This is a genomic window from Psychroflexus longus (assembly GCF_020164595.1).
GTDB lineage: Bacteria > Bacteroidota > Bacteroidia > Flavobacteriales > Flavobacteriaceae > Psychroflexus > Psychroflexus longus.
In genome coordinates this window covers 1-16,011 of sequence record NZ_JAIQZE010000012.1, presented here as the reverse complement: position 1 = coordinate 16,011, position 16,011 = coordinate 1, and the positions used below count along the sequence as shown (strand labels likewise).

At 36.4% G+C, this 16,011-nt stretch carries 15 protein-coding genes; 12 read left to right on the top strand and 3 right to left on the bottom strand.

Annotated elements, in window-relative coordinates:
• Positions 1 to 53 precede the first annotated feature (53 nt).
• Together rpoC and LB452_RS10705 are read left to right on the top strand one after the other, a co-directional pair.
• Positions 54 to 4,361 carry a DNA-directed RNA polymerase subunit beta' gene (gene rpoC, locus LB452_RS10710; RefSeq protein WP_224461737.1) on the top strand — a complete coding sequence of 1,436 codons (4,308 nt, stop codon included), beginning with the start codon at positions 54 to 56 and terminating at the stop codon, positions 4,359 to 4,361.
• A 2-nt stretch (positions 4,362 to 4,363) separates the two neighbouring features.
• Positions 4,364 to 4,678 carry a DUF3467 domain-containing protein gene (locus LB452_RS10705; RefSeq protein ID WP_224461736.1) on the top strand — a complete coding sequence of 105 codons (315 nt, stop codon included), beginning with the start codon at positions 4,364 to 4,366 and terminating at the stop codon, positions 4,676 to 4,678.
• A 79-nt stretch (positions 4,679 to 4,757) separates the two neighbouring features.
• Here the strand turns inward: LB452_RS10705 and LB452_RS10700 are convergent, their stop codons facing one another.
• Positions 4,758 to 5,432, bottom strand: a complete 675-nt coding sequence (locus LB452_RS10700; RefSeq protein WP_224461735.1) for a YceI family protein — start codon at positions 5,430 to 5,432, stop codon at positions 4,758 to 4,760.
• A 120-nt stretch (positions 5,433 to 5,552) separates the two neighbouring features.
• Between LB452_RS10700 and LB452_RS10695 the strand changes: the two genes are divergently transcribed.
• The 3 genes from LB452_RS10695 (at position 5,553) to LB452_RS10685 (ending at position 8,677) form a co-directional block, all read left to right on the top strand.
• Positions 5,553 to 6,161, top strand: coding sequence for a nucleotide exchange factor GrpE (locus LB452_RS10695; RefSeq protein WP_224461734.1), 609 nt, complete (start codon positions 5,553 to 5,555; stop codon positions 6,159 to 6,161).
• Positions 6,162 to 6,167: 6 nt separating this feature from the next.
• Positions 6,168 to 7,295 (top strand): molecular chaperone DnaJ, encoded by a 1,128-nt coding sequence (gene dnaJ / locus LB452_RS10690; RefSeq protein WP_224461733.1) that lies wholly within the window; start codon positions 6,168 to 6,170, stop codon positions 7,293 to 7,295.
• A gap of 209 nt (positions 7,296 to 7,504) precedes the next feature.
• Positions 7,505 to 8,677: a sigma-54-dependent transcriptional regulator gene (locus LB452_RS10685; protein ID WP_224461732.1), complete on the top strand. Its 1,173-nt coding sequence runs from the start codon at positions 7,505 to 7,507 to the stop codon at positions 8,675 to 8,677.
• On the opposite strand, the gene LB452_RS10680 is transcribed toward LB452_RS10685, so the two are convergent.
• Complete coding sequence (locus LB452_RS10680; protein WP_224461731.1) at positions 8,670 to 9,275, bottom strand: hypothetical protein; 606 nt, start codon at positions 9,273 to 9,275, stop codon at positions 8,670 to 8,672. The two genes, LB452_RS10685 and LB452_RS10680, sit on opposite strands and share 8 nt — an antisense overlap.
• A 157-nt stretch (positions 9,276 to 9,432) precedes the next feature.
• Between LB452_RS10680 and LB452_RS10675 the strand changes: the two genes are divergently transcribed.
• Genes LB452_RS10675 through LB452_RS10665 form a run of 3 tightly spaced genes read left to right on the top strand, consistent with a single transcriptional unit; the run spans position 9,433 to position 11,594 of the window.
• A complete protein-coding gene (locus LB452_RS10675; protein WP_224461823.1) occupies positions 9,433 to 10,800 on the top strand; it encodes an MATE family efflux transporter in 1,368 nt (455 codons plus the stop codon).
• Entirely contained in the window at positions 10,797 to 11,021 is a 225-nt protein-coding gene (locus LB452_RS10670) for a hypothetical protein (RefSeq protein ID WP_224461730.1), read from the top strand. Before LB452_RS10675 ends, LB452_RS10670 begins: the two co-directional genes overlap by 4 nt.
• 3 nt (positions 11,022 to 11,024) lie before the next feature.
• A complete protein-coding gene (locus LB452_RS10665; protein ID WP_224461729.1) occupies positions 11,025 to 11,594 on the top strand; it encodes a phosphatase PAP2 family protein in 570 nt (189 codons plus the stop codon).
• Positions 11,595 to 11,601: 7 nt separating this feature from the next.
• Here LB452_RS10665 and meaB read toward each other — a convergent pair whose 3' ends face one another.
• Positions 11,602 to 12,684, bottom strand: coding sequence for a methylmalonyl Co-A mutase-associated GTPase MeaB (gene meaB, locus LB452_RS10660; RefSeq protein ID WP_224461728.1), 1,083 nt, complete (start codon positions 12,682 to 12,684; stop codon positions 11,602 to 11,604).
• A gap of 86 nt (positions 12,685 to 12,770) precedes the next feature.
• Here meaB and LB452_RS10655 point away from each other — a divergent pair, with 86 nt between their 5' ends.
• From LB452_RS10655 to ctlX, 4 genes are all read left to right on the top strand, one after another.
• Positions 12,771 to 13,199 carry an Ohr family peroxiredoxin gene (locus LB452_RS10655; RefSeq protein ID WP_224461727.1) on the top strand — a complete coding sequence of 143 codons (429 nt, stop codon included), beginning with the start codon at positions 12,771 to 12,773 and terminating at the stop codon, positions 13,197 to 13,199.
• A gap of 78 nt (positions 13,200 to 13,277) precedes the next feature.
• Complete coding sequence (locus LB452_RS10650; RefSeq protein WP_224461726.1) at positions 13,278 to 13,961, top strand: peptidoglycan DD-metalloendopeptidase family protein; 684 nt, start codon at positions 13,278 to 13,280, stop codon at positions 13,959 to 13,961.
• Between the two features lie 64 nt (positions 13,962 to 14,025).
• Positions 14,026 to 14,937 (top strand): dimethylarginine dimethylaminohydrolase family protein, encoded by a 912-nt coding sequence (locus LB452_RS10645; RefSeq protein WP_224461725.1) that lies wholly within the window; start codon positions 14,026 to 14,028, stop codon positions 14,935 to 14,937.
• Complete coding sequence (gene ctlX, locus LB452_RS10640) at positions 14,937 to 15,869, top strand: citrulline utilization hydrolase CtlX (protein ID WP_224461724.1); 933 nt, start codon at positions 14,937 to 14,939, stop codon at positions 15,867 to 15,869. The genes LB452_RS10645 and ctlX overlap by 1 nt, the downstream gene beginning before the upstream one ends.
• Positions 15,870 to 16,011: the final 142 nt, after the last annotated feature.

The window sequence follows — 16,011 nt, the reverse complement described above, 5'->3', positions numbered from 1 at the left end:
TCGGGCAGGAGATGTTATCACATTTATTACAATAATTCTTTAGCACTTGTATTATGACAAGAAATAATGATAAGAATACACAAAAGAGATTTAATAAAATCTCTATAGGTTTATCTTCCCCAGAAAAGATTCTAGCAGAATCCAGAGGTGAAGTTTTAAAACCTGAAACTATTAATTACAGAACACACAAGCCAGAAAGAGATGGACTGTTTTGTGAAAGAATTTTTGGCCCGGTCAAAGATTATGAATGTGCTTGTGGAAAATATAAGAGAATACGTTACAAAGGAATCGTTTGTGACCGTTGTGGTGTAGAAGTTACTGAGAAAAAAGTAAGAAGAGACCGTGTTGGACACATTAATCTAGTGGTTCCTGTAGCTCATATCTGGTACTTCAGATCTTTACCTAACAAAATTGGATACCTTCTTGGAATTCCTTCCAAGAAATTAGACATGATCATTTATTACGAAAGATATGTCGTGATTCAGCCAGGTAATGCGAAGAATGAAGAAGGTGAGCCACTGAAGAAGATGGATTTCTTAACTGAAGAAGAATATCTAAATATATTAGAAGAACTTCCACAGGAAAACCAATATTTGGATGATGATGATCCTAATAAGTTCTTAGCGAAGATGGGAGCTGAATGTCTTTTGGAAATTTTGAAAAGATTAGATCTTGATGAATTATCCTATGACTTAAGACACAAAGCCAACAACGAAACTTCTAAGCAAAGAAAAACTGAAGCTTTAAAGCGTCTTCAAGTTGTTGAAGCCCTTAGAGATTCAAAAAACAATAGAGAAAACAATCCTGAGTGGATGATCATGAAAGTGATCCCAGTAACTCCACCAGAATTAAGACCTCTTGTACCACTTGATGGTGGACGTTTTGCGACTTCAGATTTGAATGATCTTTACAGAAGAGTAATTATTAGAAACAATCGTTTGAAGCGATTGATGGAGATAAAAGCTCCTGAAGTAATTCTTAGAAATGAGAAGCGTATGCTTCAGGAATCTGTGGATTCGTTATTTGACAACACCAGAAAATCTTCTGCAGTCAAAACAGATTCTAACAGACCATTGAAATCCCTTTCTGATTCCCTAAAAGGAAAGCAAGGACGTTTCAGACAAAACCTTCTTGGTAAGCGTGTGGATTATTCTGCCCGTTCTGTGATTGTTGTTGGACCAGAAATGAAAATGTTTGAATGTGGATTGCCAAAAGATATGGCAGCAGAACTTTACAAGCCTTTTGTCATCAGAAAACTGATAGAAAGAGGAATTGTTAAAACTGTAAAATCTGCTAAGAAAATAATAGACAAAAAAGAGCCCGTAGTTTGGGATATATTGGAAAACGTGTTAAAAGGACATCCCGTCCTACTTAACCGTGCACCAACTCTTCACAGACTTGGTATACAAGCTTTCCAACCTAAATTAATCGAAGGAAAAGCGATACAATTACACCCATTGGTATGTACTGCGTTTAACGCCGATTTTGACGGTGACCAGATGGCGGTTCACCTTCCATTGGGACCTGAAGCTATTTTGGAAGCTCAACTCTTGATGTTGGCATCACACAGTATTTTGAATCCAGCAAATGGATCTCCTATTACTGTACCTTCTCAGGATATGGTTCTTGGACTGTATTACATGACTAAACCAAGATCATCTACTCCTGAACATAAAGTGAAGGGAGAAGGTCTGAAGTTTTATTCACCTGAAGAAGTTAATATTGCTTACAATGAAAAGCAAGTTGATTTAAATGCTTTGATCACGATCAGAACGAATGATGTTGATGAAAATGGTGAGATCGTTAAGAAAAATATTGAAACAACCGTTGGACGTGTATTATTTAACGAATCTATCCCAGATAGTGTTGGTTTTATAAACGATGTCATGACTAAAAAAGCTCTTCGTGATGTAATCGCAAGAGTATTAAAGAAAACGTCTGTTCCTGAAACGGCTGAATTCCTTGATGAAATAAAGAGTTTGGGTTATAACTTCGCCTTTAGAGGTGGGTTATCTTTCTCTTTGGGTGATATTATTATCCCAGAGGAGAAGCAAACCATGATTGATGATGCCAACGAACAAGTTGAAGGCGTTATAGGAAATTATAACATGGGTCTTATAACCAACAACGAACGTTACAATCAGGTTATTGATATCTGGACGGCAACCAATGCTAACTTGACTGAATTGGCTATGAAGCGAATTCGAGAAGATAAGCAAGGTTTTAACTCAGTTTACATGATGCTTGATTCTGGAGCAAGGGGTTCTAAAGAACAAATTCGCCAATTAACAGGTATGCGTGGATTGATGGCTAAGCCTAAAAAATCAACTTCTGCAGGTGGTGAAATTATTGAAAACCCAATTTTATCTAACTTTAAAGAAGGTCTTTCAATTCTAGAATACTTTATCTCTACTCACGGTGCTCGTAAAGGTCTTGCCGATACAGCATTAAAAACTGCCGATGCAGGTTACTTAACTCGTAGATTGGTGGATGTATCTCAGGATGTGATCGTAAGAGAAGAAGATTGTGGTACACTAAGAGGTATTGAAGTTTCAGCATTGAAGAAAAATGATGAAGTTGTAGAAAGTCTTGGTGAGCGAATTGTAGGTAGAACTGCTTTAAACGATATTGTAGATCCTATTTCTCAAGAACTATTGGCTACAGCGGGTGAAGAAATACTTGAAGACGCTGCAGATAAAATAGAAGCATCTGCATTAAATTCAGTAGAAGTGCGTTCCCCATTAACTTGTGAAGCAAAACAAGGTATTTGTGTGAAATGTTACGGTAGAAATTTATCTACTAATAAAACTGTACAAAGAGGTGAAGCTGTTGGTGTAGTTGCTGCTCAGTCTATTGGTGAGCCAGGTACTCAGTTGACCTTAAGAACCTTCCACGTTGGAGGTATTGCAGGTAACATTTCAGAAGAGAACAAACTCGAAGCTAAATTTGATGGTGTTGCAGAGATTGAAGATCTTAAAACTGTTGAAGGTAAAAATAGCGAAGGAAATAAAGTTGACATTGTTATTTCAAGAACTTCAGAAGTTAAAGTTATAGATAAGAAGTCTGGAATAGCACTCAGTACAAATGTTATTCCTTACGGTTCTGAATTATTAATCAGTCCTGGTGACAAAGTCAAAAGAGGCGATGTCATTTGTAAATGGGATCCATACAACGGTGTAATTATTTCTGAATTCTCTGGTAAAATTGAATTTGAGAACATTACTCAAGGACAGACTTACGAAGTTGAAAGCGATGAGCAAACTGGCTTCCAGGAGAAAGTAATTATAGAATCCAAGAACAAGCGTAAGATACCAACTCTTCATATCAAGAGTGATGGTGATGAAATCTTGAGATCTTACAACTTACCAGTTGGAGCTCACTTGATGGTGGACGATGATGAGGAAATCAAAATCGGAAAGATTTTGGTAAAAATTCCTAGAAAATCATCTAAAGCTGGTGATATTACTGGTGGTCTTCCTCGTCTAACAGAATTGTTTGAAGCGAGAAATCCTTCAAATCCTGCTGTAGTAAGTGAAATTGATGGTGTTGTTTCTTTCGGAAAAATCAAAAGAGGTAACCGTGAGATCATCATCGAATCTAAACTAGGTGAGGTCAAGAAATACTTGGTCAAACTTTCCAACCAGATTCTGGTACAGGAAAACGATTATGTCAAAGCAGGTATGCCGTTGTCTGACGGTTCTGTAACTCCTGAAGATATCTTGAATATCAAAGGACCTAGTGCAGTACAGCAATACTTAGTGAACGAAGTTCAGGAAGTTTACAGACTACAAGGTGTACAGATTAACGATAAGCACTTTGAAGTTGTTGTGAGACAAATGATGAGAAAAGTGAGAATTCAGGATTCTGGTGATACTATTTTCTTAGAAAATCAATTGGTGCACAAAGAGGATTTCATTGAAGAAAATGATAACATTTTCGGAAAGAAAATTGTCGAAGATGCTGGCGATAGTACAACATTGAAACCTGGTCAAATTGTCACTCTACGTGATTTAAGAGACGAGAATTCAATCTTGAAGCGTGAAGATAAGCAGCTAGTGACAGCACGTGATGCTGAATCTGCAACCGCTTCACCAATCTTGCAAGGTATTACAAGAGCATCGTTACAGACTAAGTCGTTTATTTCTGCTGCTTCTTTCCAGGAAACTACCAAAGTATTAAATGAAGCTGCGGTAAGCGGTAAAGTGGATTACTTGGAAGGCTTAAAAGAAAATGTAATTGTAGGACATAGAATTCCAGCAGGTACTGGACTTAGAGAATTCGACGATATTATTGTAGGTTCCAAGGAAGAATTGGCCACAATGATGGAAAAGAAACAAGAAGTGAATGTAAACTTTAATTAAATATGAGTGATCAAGACGATAAAAAGCAACAAAAGCTAAATATCCAAATTGATGATGATGTAGCTCAGGGAATATACAGTAACCTAGCCATCATTAATCATTCACAAACTGAGTTTGTTTTGGATTTTGTGAATATAATGCCTGGTTCTCCTAAGAATAAAGTGAGATCCAGAATTATACTTACTCCTCAACATGCGAAGCGTTTGTTAAGAGCTTTGAGTGATAATATCAATCGTTTTGAAAAAAGTCAGGGCAAGATTAAAGAACAAGATAAACCCAATGTTCCGATGAACTTTGGACCTACAGGAGAAGCTTGATTCTCTTTTAGGCTAAAAAAGAAAATCCCTCAAATTTATTTTTGAGGGATTTTTTATTTTGGTAGTATCTGAACTAATTTTATTCAGCTTTAAACGTTTTCAAATCAAACGATATTTTCATCTGATCGCTTACAAAGTTATCCCCAAGATTTTCAACAAATGATTTTGACATAAATTTTATCCCCCATTCAGTTCTATCCAAAATAATTTCTTCTGAGGTTAATAATAAAGACTCATCAGCATCATTCATCGAAACGTTTACAGGAAAAGTTATGTTTTTGGTTATCTCTTTTAATGTTAGATTACCAGATAACATAGCCTGATCTTCAACAGTTTCAAAACCAGTAATTTCAAATTTGGCTTCAGGGTATTTAGTGGCATTAAAGAAGTGATCTTCTTTTCCATTGGAATATCCCATTAAGTGATTTTCAAGATCTTTTTTATCTTCTCCTTCCAAGTCCTGAACTTCGATACTTGTCATGTCTAGAGTGACTTCACCACCAATGACCTGATCATCAGACACCATTAAGCTACCCTCAGATAAAGGAACTATACCATTATGTTGTCCAGCTGGTTTAGAACCCACCCAATTAATCTTAGACTGTTCTACGTTTACATTGTAAGTGTCTGCCATTTCGGTCGTTTCCTTAGCATCTTTAGCATCAGAGGTTTCAGTTTTTTTGTCACTCTTACAGCTTAAGGCAGTGACGATCAATGATAAAACCAACATTGAATTAATTACTCTTTTTTTCATTTTATGTTTATTTAAGTTTCAGTCAACGTAGCTAAAAACATTCCATTATTTGTATCTGTCATTGTGGCATTAAACTGTTATTGGCAGTACATTTGCCTATTTTGAATAAATTAGTAAGTAATGAGTAAAGAAAATATAAAATCAGAAGATAAAGATCCAGTAGAAATGGAAAGTAAAGAAAAGCAAAACGATGCTCAAGAATCTCAAAGAGAAGATGCTTCCACAGTTGAACACAATGAAGCTGAGGAGGTTGAAAATTGTGCTTCTGAAGTAGAATTATCTAAAGAAGAACAATTACAACAAGAGCTTGATGCAAAAGATGACAAATACTTAAGATTATTTGCAGAGTTTGAAAATTACAAACGTAGGACGTCTAAGGAACGCATAGAATTATTTAAAACAGCAAGTCAAGACGTAATGCAGTCTTTACTTCCTGTATTGGATGATTTTGACAGGGCGATGCAAGAAGTTAAAAAATCCAGTGATCAATCTTTGGTCGAAGGACTTGAGCTCATAAGCAACAAATTGAGAGAAACTCTTAATAATAAAGGATTGGAAGTTATGTCGGTGAAAGCTGGAGATGTCTTCGATTCCGAACTGCACGAAGCGATTACACAGATTGCTGCTCCAAGTGATGATATGAAAGGAAAAATTGTGGATGTTGTAGAAAAAGGATACACTCTTGGTGATAAAATCATACGTTATCCTAAAGTAGTTACTGGAAAATAATAAGTTATGAAAGAAGATTATTACGACATATTAGGCTTATCAAAAGGTGCTTCTCAAGCCGAAATTAAAAAGGCTTACAGAAAGATGGCTGTAAAATACCATCCTGACAAGAACCCTGACGATGCTGAAGCCGAAAATAAATTTAAAAAAGCTGCGGAAGCTTATGAAGTTTTAGGAAACGAAGAGAAAAGACAAAAATACGATCAATTTGGTCATAGTGCTTTTGACGGTTCTCAAGGCTTTGGCGGCGGAGGTATGGATATGGATGATATCTTCAGTCAGTTCGGTGATATATTTGGAGGTGGTTTTGGCGGAAGAAGCCAAGGTTTCTCTGGATTTGGCGGCGGCTTTGGCGGTGGACGTCATAGAGCTAAAGGTGGAAATTTAAGAATTCGAGTGAGTCTTACCTTAGAAGAGGTTGCTAAAGGTGTAGAGAAAAAGGTAAAAGTTTCTAGAAAGAAAAAGCCATCAGACACAACTTTTAAAACTTGTACAACCTGTAAGGGGTCCGGTCAGGTTACAAGAGTAACTAATACTATTCTGGGAAGGATGCAGACCGCTTCTGCATGTCCAGCTTGTAGTGGGTCTGGTCAAATAATAGACAAGAAAGGTCAAGGTACCGATGCACACGGTCTGAAGATGACAGAGGAAACCGTTTCAATTAAAATTCCAGCTGGTGTTGAAGACGGCATGCAGTTGAAAGTTGGAAATAAAGGAAATGAACCTGTTGGAGATGGAGTTCCCGGAGATTTGATTGTGCTTATTGAAGTTAAAAATCATGAAAACCTGCAGAGGGATGGCGAAAACTTACATTATGACTTATTTATCAGTTTCCCTGAAGCCGCTTTAGGAGCTAGTAAAGAGATACAAACCGTAGGTGGAAAAGTGAGAATAAAAGTAGAACCTGGCGTTCAAAGTGGAAAAATTTTAAGATTGAGAAATAAAGGTTTACCAAACTTAAATGGTTATGGAATAGGGGACTTGCTTGTACATATCAATTTATGGACACCCCAGGATTTATCCAAAGAACAAAAAGAATTCTTTGAAACAAATCTTGGTGATTTCAATTTTGAACCTAATCCAAGTAAGTCTGATAAATCTTTCTTTGAGAAAGTAAAAGACATGTTTTCTTAAGCTGTTAACAGAATATTATATATATTTGAATACCGTTAAATTCAGCGGTGTTTTTTCTTTTTCATAGCAATTTTTTTCCCACCCTTCATTGCGCAGGGTGGGTTTTGTTTTTAAAGCCTCTTAGCTTTTAAAATATTCCAAAAAATGTTGAGGTTGCAACTTTAAACTTCAGATAAAACTTATATTTAATTTCATAAATTAAAATTATTATGCCAAGATTACTCATTATTGAAGACGAAGATGCGATAAGAAGAGTACTGAAAAAAATTCTTTCAGAGGAAGAGAAGAATTACAATATTGATGAGGCTGAGGATGGTTTAATAGGGATAGAACTGATCAAGAAAAATTCTTATGACTTGGTTTTGTGCGATATTAAAATGCCAAAGATGGATGGAATGGAAGTTTTATCTGCTTGTCAAAAACTTCAGCCTGAACTTCCTGTAATAATGATATCGGGACACGGGGATCTGGAAACTGCTGTTGAAACTATGAGGATGGGTGCTTTTGACTACATTTCGAAGCCTCCAGATTTGAACCGATTGCTTAATACAGTGAGAATTGCCCTTGACCACACTCAGCTTGCTCAAGAAAACAAGCAATTGAAAAAGAAAGTTTCAAAACAATTTGAAATGGTAGGTAAGTCAGAGGAGCTCGATCAAATTAAATCAATGATCAATAAAGTTGCTCCAACTGAAGCCAGGGTTTTAATCACAGGTGAAAATGGTACTGGTAAAGAGCTGGTAGCTCATTGGCTGCATGAAAAAAGCAACAGGAATAAAGGGCCTTTTATAGAGGTGAACTGTGCTGCGATTCCTTCAGAATTAATTGAGAGTGAATTGTTTGGACACGTAAAAGGAGCATTTACTTCTGCCAATAAAGATAGAGCTGGAAAATTTGAAGCTGCTAATGGAGGGACAATTTTCCTCGATGAGATTGGTGATATGAGTTTGTCCGCCCAGGCAAAAGTCTTGAGAGCTTTACAAGAAAACAGAGTTCAACGCGTAGGAAGTGATAAGGATATAAAAGTAGATGTGAGAGTAATTGCAGCAACCAACAAGAACTTAAAGGAAGAAATAAATGAGAGGAACTTTAGAGAAGACCTATACCATAGACTAGCCGTGATCATTATTCATGTGCCTGCGCTTAAAGATAGGCGAGCAGACATTCCTGAGCTGATTCATCACTTCACAGAAAAAATAGCTAAAGAACAAGGCACAAAGCCAAAAGTTTTTGAAGCGAAAGCTGTTTCACTTTTAGAAAAGCTGAACTGGACAGGGAATATAAGGGAGTTGCGTAATGTCGTGGAACGCCTTATTATCCTTGGGGATCAGCAGATTACTGAAGACGATGTGAAGAAATTTGTTCAACTTAAAACTAGTTAGAATCCAGTTGCGGTGGGGTATATTTTAAAAAATACATTTTATCACCACTAGGATGTTTCCATTCCTTGAGCAATTCAAAACCATACCTTCTGTAAGCAATGTTTACTTTTCTAATACGAGTTTCCGCATAAATAGGTAATTGTAAAGCCTTGGAAATACGAAACATTTCGTCTTTCATCTTATAGGGCGTTTTGTCACTAGTATTTCCCCTGGCATCGGGTAAAATTCCCCAAAACCAACAATATAAAAACTCACCATCATTGGGGCGCTGTTGACGAACAAATTTCTGAGATTTTAAAGCTTTCAGCCCTTTAGTAATTCCAGTAACATTTATGGCTAGTTTGAGATCACTTATCAGTTCAGTCCAGAAGCCTTCACTTTTTCCATCCATTCTAAAGAAAATAGCGATTCCTCTTCCATCGTCAGAAACGAGAAGTGCGTCTTTCTTAATGGCCTTTTCAACCATATGTTTCGCTAAATAAAGAAAACGTTGTTCTTTTTTGGAGTCATCTTTTACGATTTCCATTGATGTGGGAATCTCTTGTAGTAAAGTGGCTACATGCTTGATAACTTCTTCCTTGTCAAAATCTTTTTTCAAGTTTCTTTATTTTCAGAATTAATTCTCAAATATAAAGTAAATTCAACTTTTTGGGGCTAATCTATATTCAAAGACTTTAACTGATTAAATAATGAGGCTAGATTATATATTCTATTCTCAAAGTGTACTTTTGCCTTTTGAAAAAATAAAAAGACTTTTGAATTTATCTATTTACACCAGGGAGTTTTCAAAAAATTTCAGTCTAGCATTTCCGATAATGCTTGGTCAACTTGGGCATGTCCTTGTAGGATTTGTTGACAATTTGATGATCGGAAAGCTTGGAGCTGCACCCCTCGCTGCTGTTTCATTAGGGAATACACTTATATTTTTTGCACTTTTTTTAGGAATTGGATTCAGCTTCGCCATTACTCCACTAATTGCTGAAGCAGATGGAGAAGGAGATACCACCAAAGGGCGTTTTTTTTTCCAGCATGGTCTGGTCATGTGTACGGTCAATGGCATTGTTTTGTTTTTATTGCTATTGCTAGCAAAGCCTATACTTCATCATCTGGATCAACCCAAAGATGTTGTTGAGCTCGCCTTACCCTATCTGGATATCGTGGCGTTTTCTCTCATTCCACTTATGATTTTTCAAGGATTCAAGCAATTTGCAGACGGGCTTTCTATGACCAAATATGCTATGTATGCTACTATTTTAGCTAACATTGTGAACGTAATATTTAATTATTTACTGATATATGGAGTTTGGTTTTTTCCACGTCTGGAGCTGGAAGGAGCTGCAATTGGTACATTGATTTCACGAGTTTTCATGCTGATTTTACTATATCTTATCTTAAGCAGAAGGCCTAAATTGAAGCCTTATTTTATTTTAATGAAGAAGTCCCTGGATAAAGCTATTTTTAAAAGATTGATTAACCTTGGGTTTCCTACCGCTTTGCAAATGTTGTTTGAAGGAGGGATTTTCACGGCAACTGTACTTTTGGCTGGAACTTTGGGTACCAAACCTCAAGCTGCAAATCAGATTGCTCTCAATCTGGCCTCTATGACTTTTATGATTGCTGTAGGGCTTGGCGTAACTGCTACGATAAGAGTAGCTAATCAAAAAGGTAAACGCCAATTTAAAACCCTTAGAGATGTAGCCTTTTCTATTTTCCTTCAGGTTTTTCTTATCGAAGGCGTTTTTGCTATTGGTTTTATCCTTTTGAAAGGATTCCTGCCCACTTTATACATCGATGACTCGGAGGTTATACTTCTAGCATCTCAGTTACTTATTGTGGCAGCACTTTTTCAATTAAGTGATGGCTTACAAGTGGCTATTCTTGGAGCATTACGGGGATTACAAGATGTAAAAGTTCCAACCTTACTTTGTTTTATCGCTTATTGGCTTATTGGCCTTCCAATATCTTATTTTACTGGAAAAGAGGAGGTGCTGGGAAGTGTAGGTATTTGGCTTGGGCTTCTTTCTGGTCTTACGGCATCTGCTATTATGTTGTATATCAGATTTAATATGCTCTCCAAGAAACAAATTCATACTTTTGGCGAAACTAAATTATCACAATCATGAAATTACCAAGATTTATATTAGGTGACAATACTGATTTTCCTGAGTCTATATTCATCATCCACACCGAGTTTCCAAGATTCATTATTGACCTCAAGACAGATGATATTGAATGGCTTGAGGAGTTTGATGTTGAAAACGAAGAGGAAATGGTAGAGGAGACTAATAATTTAATCAAAGAGGCTTCAGAGTTTTACGATAGAGAAGTGGATCGTTACCAATAGAATATGCTAGAACAACTTCAGACTTTAGACAGAGAATTGTTTCTTTTTCTCAATAACCTTGGGGTTAAAGAATGGGATTGGTTTTGGGTATTATTGACAGAAAAGGAAACTTCATATCCACTGTATGGGATTCTTTTGTTTCTGATTTATCAAAAAATAAAATTAAAAGGCTTGCTAATTACAGTCGTTGTAGTGGGATTGATGATAGCTTTCACAGATCAGCTGGCAAACTTCTTTAAGGATACTTTCGAAAGGCTAAGGCCATGTAATGAACCTTTTATTGAATACGGTCGATTTTTAGCGAAACGCTGCGGTAAATTCGGATATTTTTCTGGGCATGCAATCAGTTCTTTTGCTGTGGCGACTTTAGTCTCCAATCTTCTTAAGCCCCATTATAAAAATGCTTTCTATTGGATATTTTTCTGGGCTTTTATGGTTACCTACAGTCGTATTTATGTGGGTGTGCACTATCCGGGAGATATTATCACTGGTGCTTTGCTCGGAATTTTAACAGGGTATTTATTCTCCAAATTCCATAGCTATTTAAAATCAAGATTTGATACAGCTCAATAGCTTATTCCTAAATTTTTGCTTTTTTTAAAAGATATTCCGCTGCTTCAAAAGGGCTTAAGTCCTGATTATGAATTTTCTCAAGAACTTCTGGAAACTCACTCTTGATGACTTCATTCTGGTAGAACTCTTTTTTGAGAGAATCTTCAATGGTTTGGGTCAGCCAGAATTTATTTTGATCAGCTCGTTTTTCTTCAAAATATCCGTTTTGTTTAGCCTTTTCAAAGTAGTCAGTAAGCATTTTCCAAACCTTGTCGATGCCTTCATTTTGCAAGGCACTGGCTAGTTTTACTTTAGGATCCCAGCCATTGGACTTTGAAGGATACATGTGCAAAGCTCTATTGAATTCAACTTTAGCTTTTTTAGCTGCTTTTATATTATCTCCATCTGCTTTATTGATAACTATGGCATCTGCCATTTCTATAATACCGCGTTTGATGCCTTGTAATTCGTCTCCAGCACCTGCGAGTTTTAATAGTAAGAAGAAATCTGTCATGCTATGCACAGCAGTTTCACTCTGTCCAACCCCAACTGTCTCTATAAGAAGTATGTCATATCCAGCGGCTTCGCAAAGCAAAATGCTTTCGCGGGTTTTTCTAGCTACTCCGCCCAGAGATTCGCCCGAGGCTGTAGGCCTTATATAAGCCATGGGATGCTGAACCAATTTTTCCATCCGGGTCTTATCTCCAAGAATGCTTCCTCTTGTGACCGAACTAGACGGATCTACAGCCAGGACTGCTACTTTATGCCCCTTCTTAACCAACAACAATCCTAACTGCTCTATAAATGTACTTTTTCCAACTCCTGGCACACCAGTGATACCAATTCTTAGCGATTTGTTGGAGTACGGCAAACAAGTAGAAATGATAGTTTTTATGTCTTCTGTATGACGTTTACTTTGACTTTCAATAAGCGTAATTGCCTGACTTAAATCTGTCTTATTTCCACTTAAAATACCTTCAGTAAGTTTTTTAATATCTTTAGATTGTCGTCTCAAATTTTTAATGCGCTCAGCCGAGGTTTGACTCAAATTCAAACTCGGATCACTTTTGGTTTCATGAAGCGCAGATTTTTTATTTTTAGACGAAGACATAATTTAGATTTAGTACAAATTTATGAATTCATTTTTTCACTAAGGTCGTGTAGTTAGTATATTCGATTAAATTAAAATTTAAACTCATGAAAACACTTTATACAGCGAAAGCTACAGCAACCGGAGGTCGTAAAGGTCACGTCAAAACTGAAAATGGTCCTATTGATATGCCGTTGAGCATGCCTAAAGGTCTCGGTGGTGATGGTGGAGACGGAGTGAATCCAGAGCAACTTTTTGGATCAGCGTACTCCGCATGTTTTGGAAGTGCTTTGAGCTTGGTTGCCGAAAAACACAAAGTAGATTTAGGAGATTTTAGCGTTACAGCACATATTAGTATCAATAAAGAAGATGATGGAAGTCTGCTACTTTCAGCAATTTTAGATTCTTACTTGCCAGGCGTGGATGATATCAAGACGGCTGAGACATTGGTCAACGAAGCTCATGTAGTATGCCCATTTTCCCGAGCAACACGAGATAATATAGATGTTACACTCAATGTCTTAAGAGACGAATAAAAATTATCTATTATTGAATAATATTAAAACCCCAATTTTATTGGGGTTTTGTTAGTTTAATATATAAGGTTTTACATTATGCTGAATTTGATAAAAGACCATATTAAGAGTTCATTCTTTTCTATTTTAGGACTTTCTTTTTCTGAATCTGATTATGCTCCACTAGACCTTTCAGATACCAAGACTTCTGAACTGAAAATTGATTTATCAGCTGAATTTGCTCTTCAGGCTTATTTGAAAGATTATCTAAAAAATAAAAATGCGAAAGCTGCTTATGGCGGATATTTGGAAAAGAGAAGTTTATATGACAGAAGCTCATATTTTGGGGTCAATTCTCATTCTCATAAACGAAATGTTCATCTTGGTATAGATGTGTGGGTAGAAGCAGGAACACCAGTTTTTACTCCATTACCTGGAAAAATCCATAGTCAAAAGGATAACTTGAATTTTGGAGATTACGGACCAACAATAATTTTGGAACATCATATAAAAGACCTAAAATTTTATTCACTATACGGTCATTTGTCAAGAGAATCCTTGCAGCTGCATCAAGTAGGAGAGGGAGTCACCATAGAAGAACCTCTGGCCTTTCTTGGAAGCAACGAAGTCAACGGGAATTATGCCCCGCACTTACATTTTCAAATTATAATGGATATCGATGATTATTATGGCGATTATCCAGGGGTTTCTTCTCAGGTAGATCTTGATTTCTACAGAAAAAATTGCCCAGATCCTAATATTTTTCTGAATTTCAAGGCTTGATTTTTAACAATAGTTCAAGGATTTGTTTCTAAGTAAGTATATTCGCGCAAAAAAATAAAATACATTGAAACTACATATTTCTAATGAGACCTCAAGGTTAAAAACCGTGGTCTTGGGTGTTGCCAATTCTATTGGCGATCAACCAAAGTTGGAGGATGCTTACGACCCTAAATCCATAAAACATATCAAAGAAGGGACCTACCCGGAAGAAGAAGATATGATTAAAGAAATAGAGTCTGTGGCCGACATTTTCAAAAAACATCATGTTGAAGTTCTAAGACCAGTTATCTTAAAAGATTACAATCAAATTTTTTCCAGAGATATCGGGTTTGTCATAGAAGATAAATTTATATTCGCCAATATTCTCCCAGATAGAGAAAAAGAAATCAAGGCTATTGAGCATGTTTTAGATAAAATTGATGCTGATAAAAAGATAAGACTTCCAGAGCACTGCCATATTGAAGGTGGCGATGTGATGCCTCATGGAGATTACATTTTGGTTGGAACTTATAGGGGAAAAGATTATTCAGACTACATCACAGCCAGAACAAACGTTGAGGCAGTTGAAGAATTACAGAAATTGTTTCCGGGTAAACAAGTAAAATCCTTTAACTTAAGGAAGTCTAATACAGACCCAAAAGCCAATGCATTACATTTAGATTGCTGTTTTCAGCCTGTTGGAAGTAAGTATGCGATTATTCACAAAAACGGGTTTCTGGAAGAGGAAGAGTACCAGTGGCTGATCAACCTTTACGGAAAAGAAAATGTTTTTGAAATTACTGCCCAAGAAATGTACGACATGAACAGCAACATTTTTTCTATTTCAGAAACTGTAGTGATTTCAGATGGATATTTTACACGACTAAATGAATGGCTGAGATCAAAAGGGATTTTAGTTGAAACTGTCAATTATAGAGAAATTGCCAAACAAGAGGGTCTTTTAAGATGCTCGACTTTACCATTAATAAGAGAATAATGAAACAAATTACAGATACATTAGTAATGATTCGACCAGTCATCTTCAGAATGAATGAAGAAACAGCTGTCAATAATTACTTCCAGAAATCTACGAGCGATCTCCAAGCAACTGTTAATAAAAAAGCACAAGATGAATTTGATGCATTTGTGGATCAACTAAAAGCAGTTGGAGTAAATATAATCGTGATTGATGATATTGCTAGTCAGGATACACCAGACTCAATATTCCCAAACAATTGGGTGTCCTTTCATGAAAACGGAGATGTTGCTTTATATCCAATGTTTGCCCAAAATAGGCGCAAAGAAAGACGTGAAGATGTTTTTGAAAAAATTGAAGCAGAAGGTTACTTCATAAGAAATTTTGTAGATTATACTTCCGCAGAAATGGAAAATGTCTTCCTGGAGGGAACAGGAAGCTTAATTTTGGATAGAGAAAATAGAAAAGCTTACTGCGCTTTGTCTCCAAGAGCTGATGAAGATTTAGTGATCGAATTCTGTGAAGATTTTGAATATACTCCTATAATTTTTAAAGCCTATCAAACCCACGATGGAGAGCGCTTGTTAATTTATCATACTAATGTGATGATGTGTGTCGCCGAAGAGTTTGCAGTGATTTGTCTGGATACCATCGATGATAAAAAAGAGAGAAAACTAGTGGCTGACAGTCTCACTCAGGATGGTAAAGAGATCATTACAATTTCTGAAGAGCAAATGAATAATTTCGCTGGAAATATGCTGCAGGTTCAAGGTGAAACAGATAAGTATACGATAATGAGTCAGGCGGCTTATGATTCACTTACTGATAAGCAAATTCAAGCTATAGAGAAATATTCTAAAATCTTAAGCAGTGATCTAACCACCATAGAAACTCATGGAGGAGGCAGTGCAAGGTGTATGCTTGCAGAGGTTTTTATACCTAAAGTTGACTAGCATAGGCTAAATAAGTGTCTCGTCCTAAATAACCGATACAGATTATTAGCCATTAAATTTATAATTTAAACCTTAACGATGCTAGCATCGTTAAGGTTTTTTGATTTATACGATTTTCTTTTGAGTTTGTTTTGCTTGTGCA

Bases quoted from the DNA above. Each gene is read 5' to 3' on its own strand.
- LB452_RS10685 (WP_224461732.1), top strand. From the start codon at position 7,505: ATGCCAAGATTACTCATTATTGAAGACGAAGATGCGATAAGAAGAGTA.
- LB452_RS10650 (WP_224461726.1), top strand. From the start codon at position 13,278: ATGCTGAATTTGATAAAAGACCATATTAAGAGTTCATTCTTTTCTATT.
- LB452_RS10665 (WP_224461729.1), top strand. From the start codon at position 11,025: ATGCTAGAACAACTTCAGACTTTAGACAGAGAATTGTTTCTTTTTCTC.
- LB452_RS10695 (WP_224461734.1), top strand. From the start codon at position 5,553: ATGAGTAAAGAAAATATAAAATCAGAAGATAAAGATCCAGTAGAAATG.
- LB452_RS10670 (WP_224461730.1), top strand. From the start codon at position 10,797: ATGAAATTACCAAGATTTATATTAGGTGACAATACTGATTTTCCTGAG.
- ctlX (WP_224461724.1), top strand. From the start codon at position 14,937: ATGAAACAAATTACAGATACATTAGTAATGATTCGACCAGTCATCTTC.
- dnaJ (WP_224461733.1), top strand. From the start codon at position 6,168: ATGAAAGAAGATTATTACGACATATTAGGCTTATCAAAAGGTGCTTCT.
- rpoC (WP_224461737.1), top strand. From the start codon at position 54: ATGACAAGAAATAATGATAAGAATACACAAAAGAGATTTAATAAAATC.
- LB452_RS10655 (WP_224461727.1), top strand. From the start codon at position 12,771: ATGAAAACACTTTATACAGCGAAAGCTACAGCAACCGGAGGTCGTAAA.
- LB452_RS10705 (WP_224461736.1), top strand. From the start codon at position 4,364: ATGAGTGATCAAGACGATAAAAAGCAACAAAAGCTAAATATCCAAATT.
- meaB (WP_224461728.1), bottom strand. From the start codon at position 12,684: ATGTCTTCGTCTAAAAATAAAAAATCTGCGCTTCATGAAACCAAAAGT.
- LB452_RS10700 (WP_224461735.1), bottom strand. From the start codon at position 5,432: ATGAAAAAAAGAGTAATTAATTCAATGTTGGTTTTATCATTGATCGTC.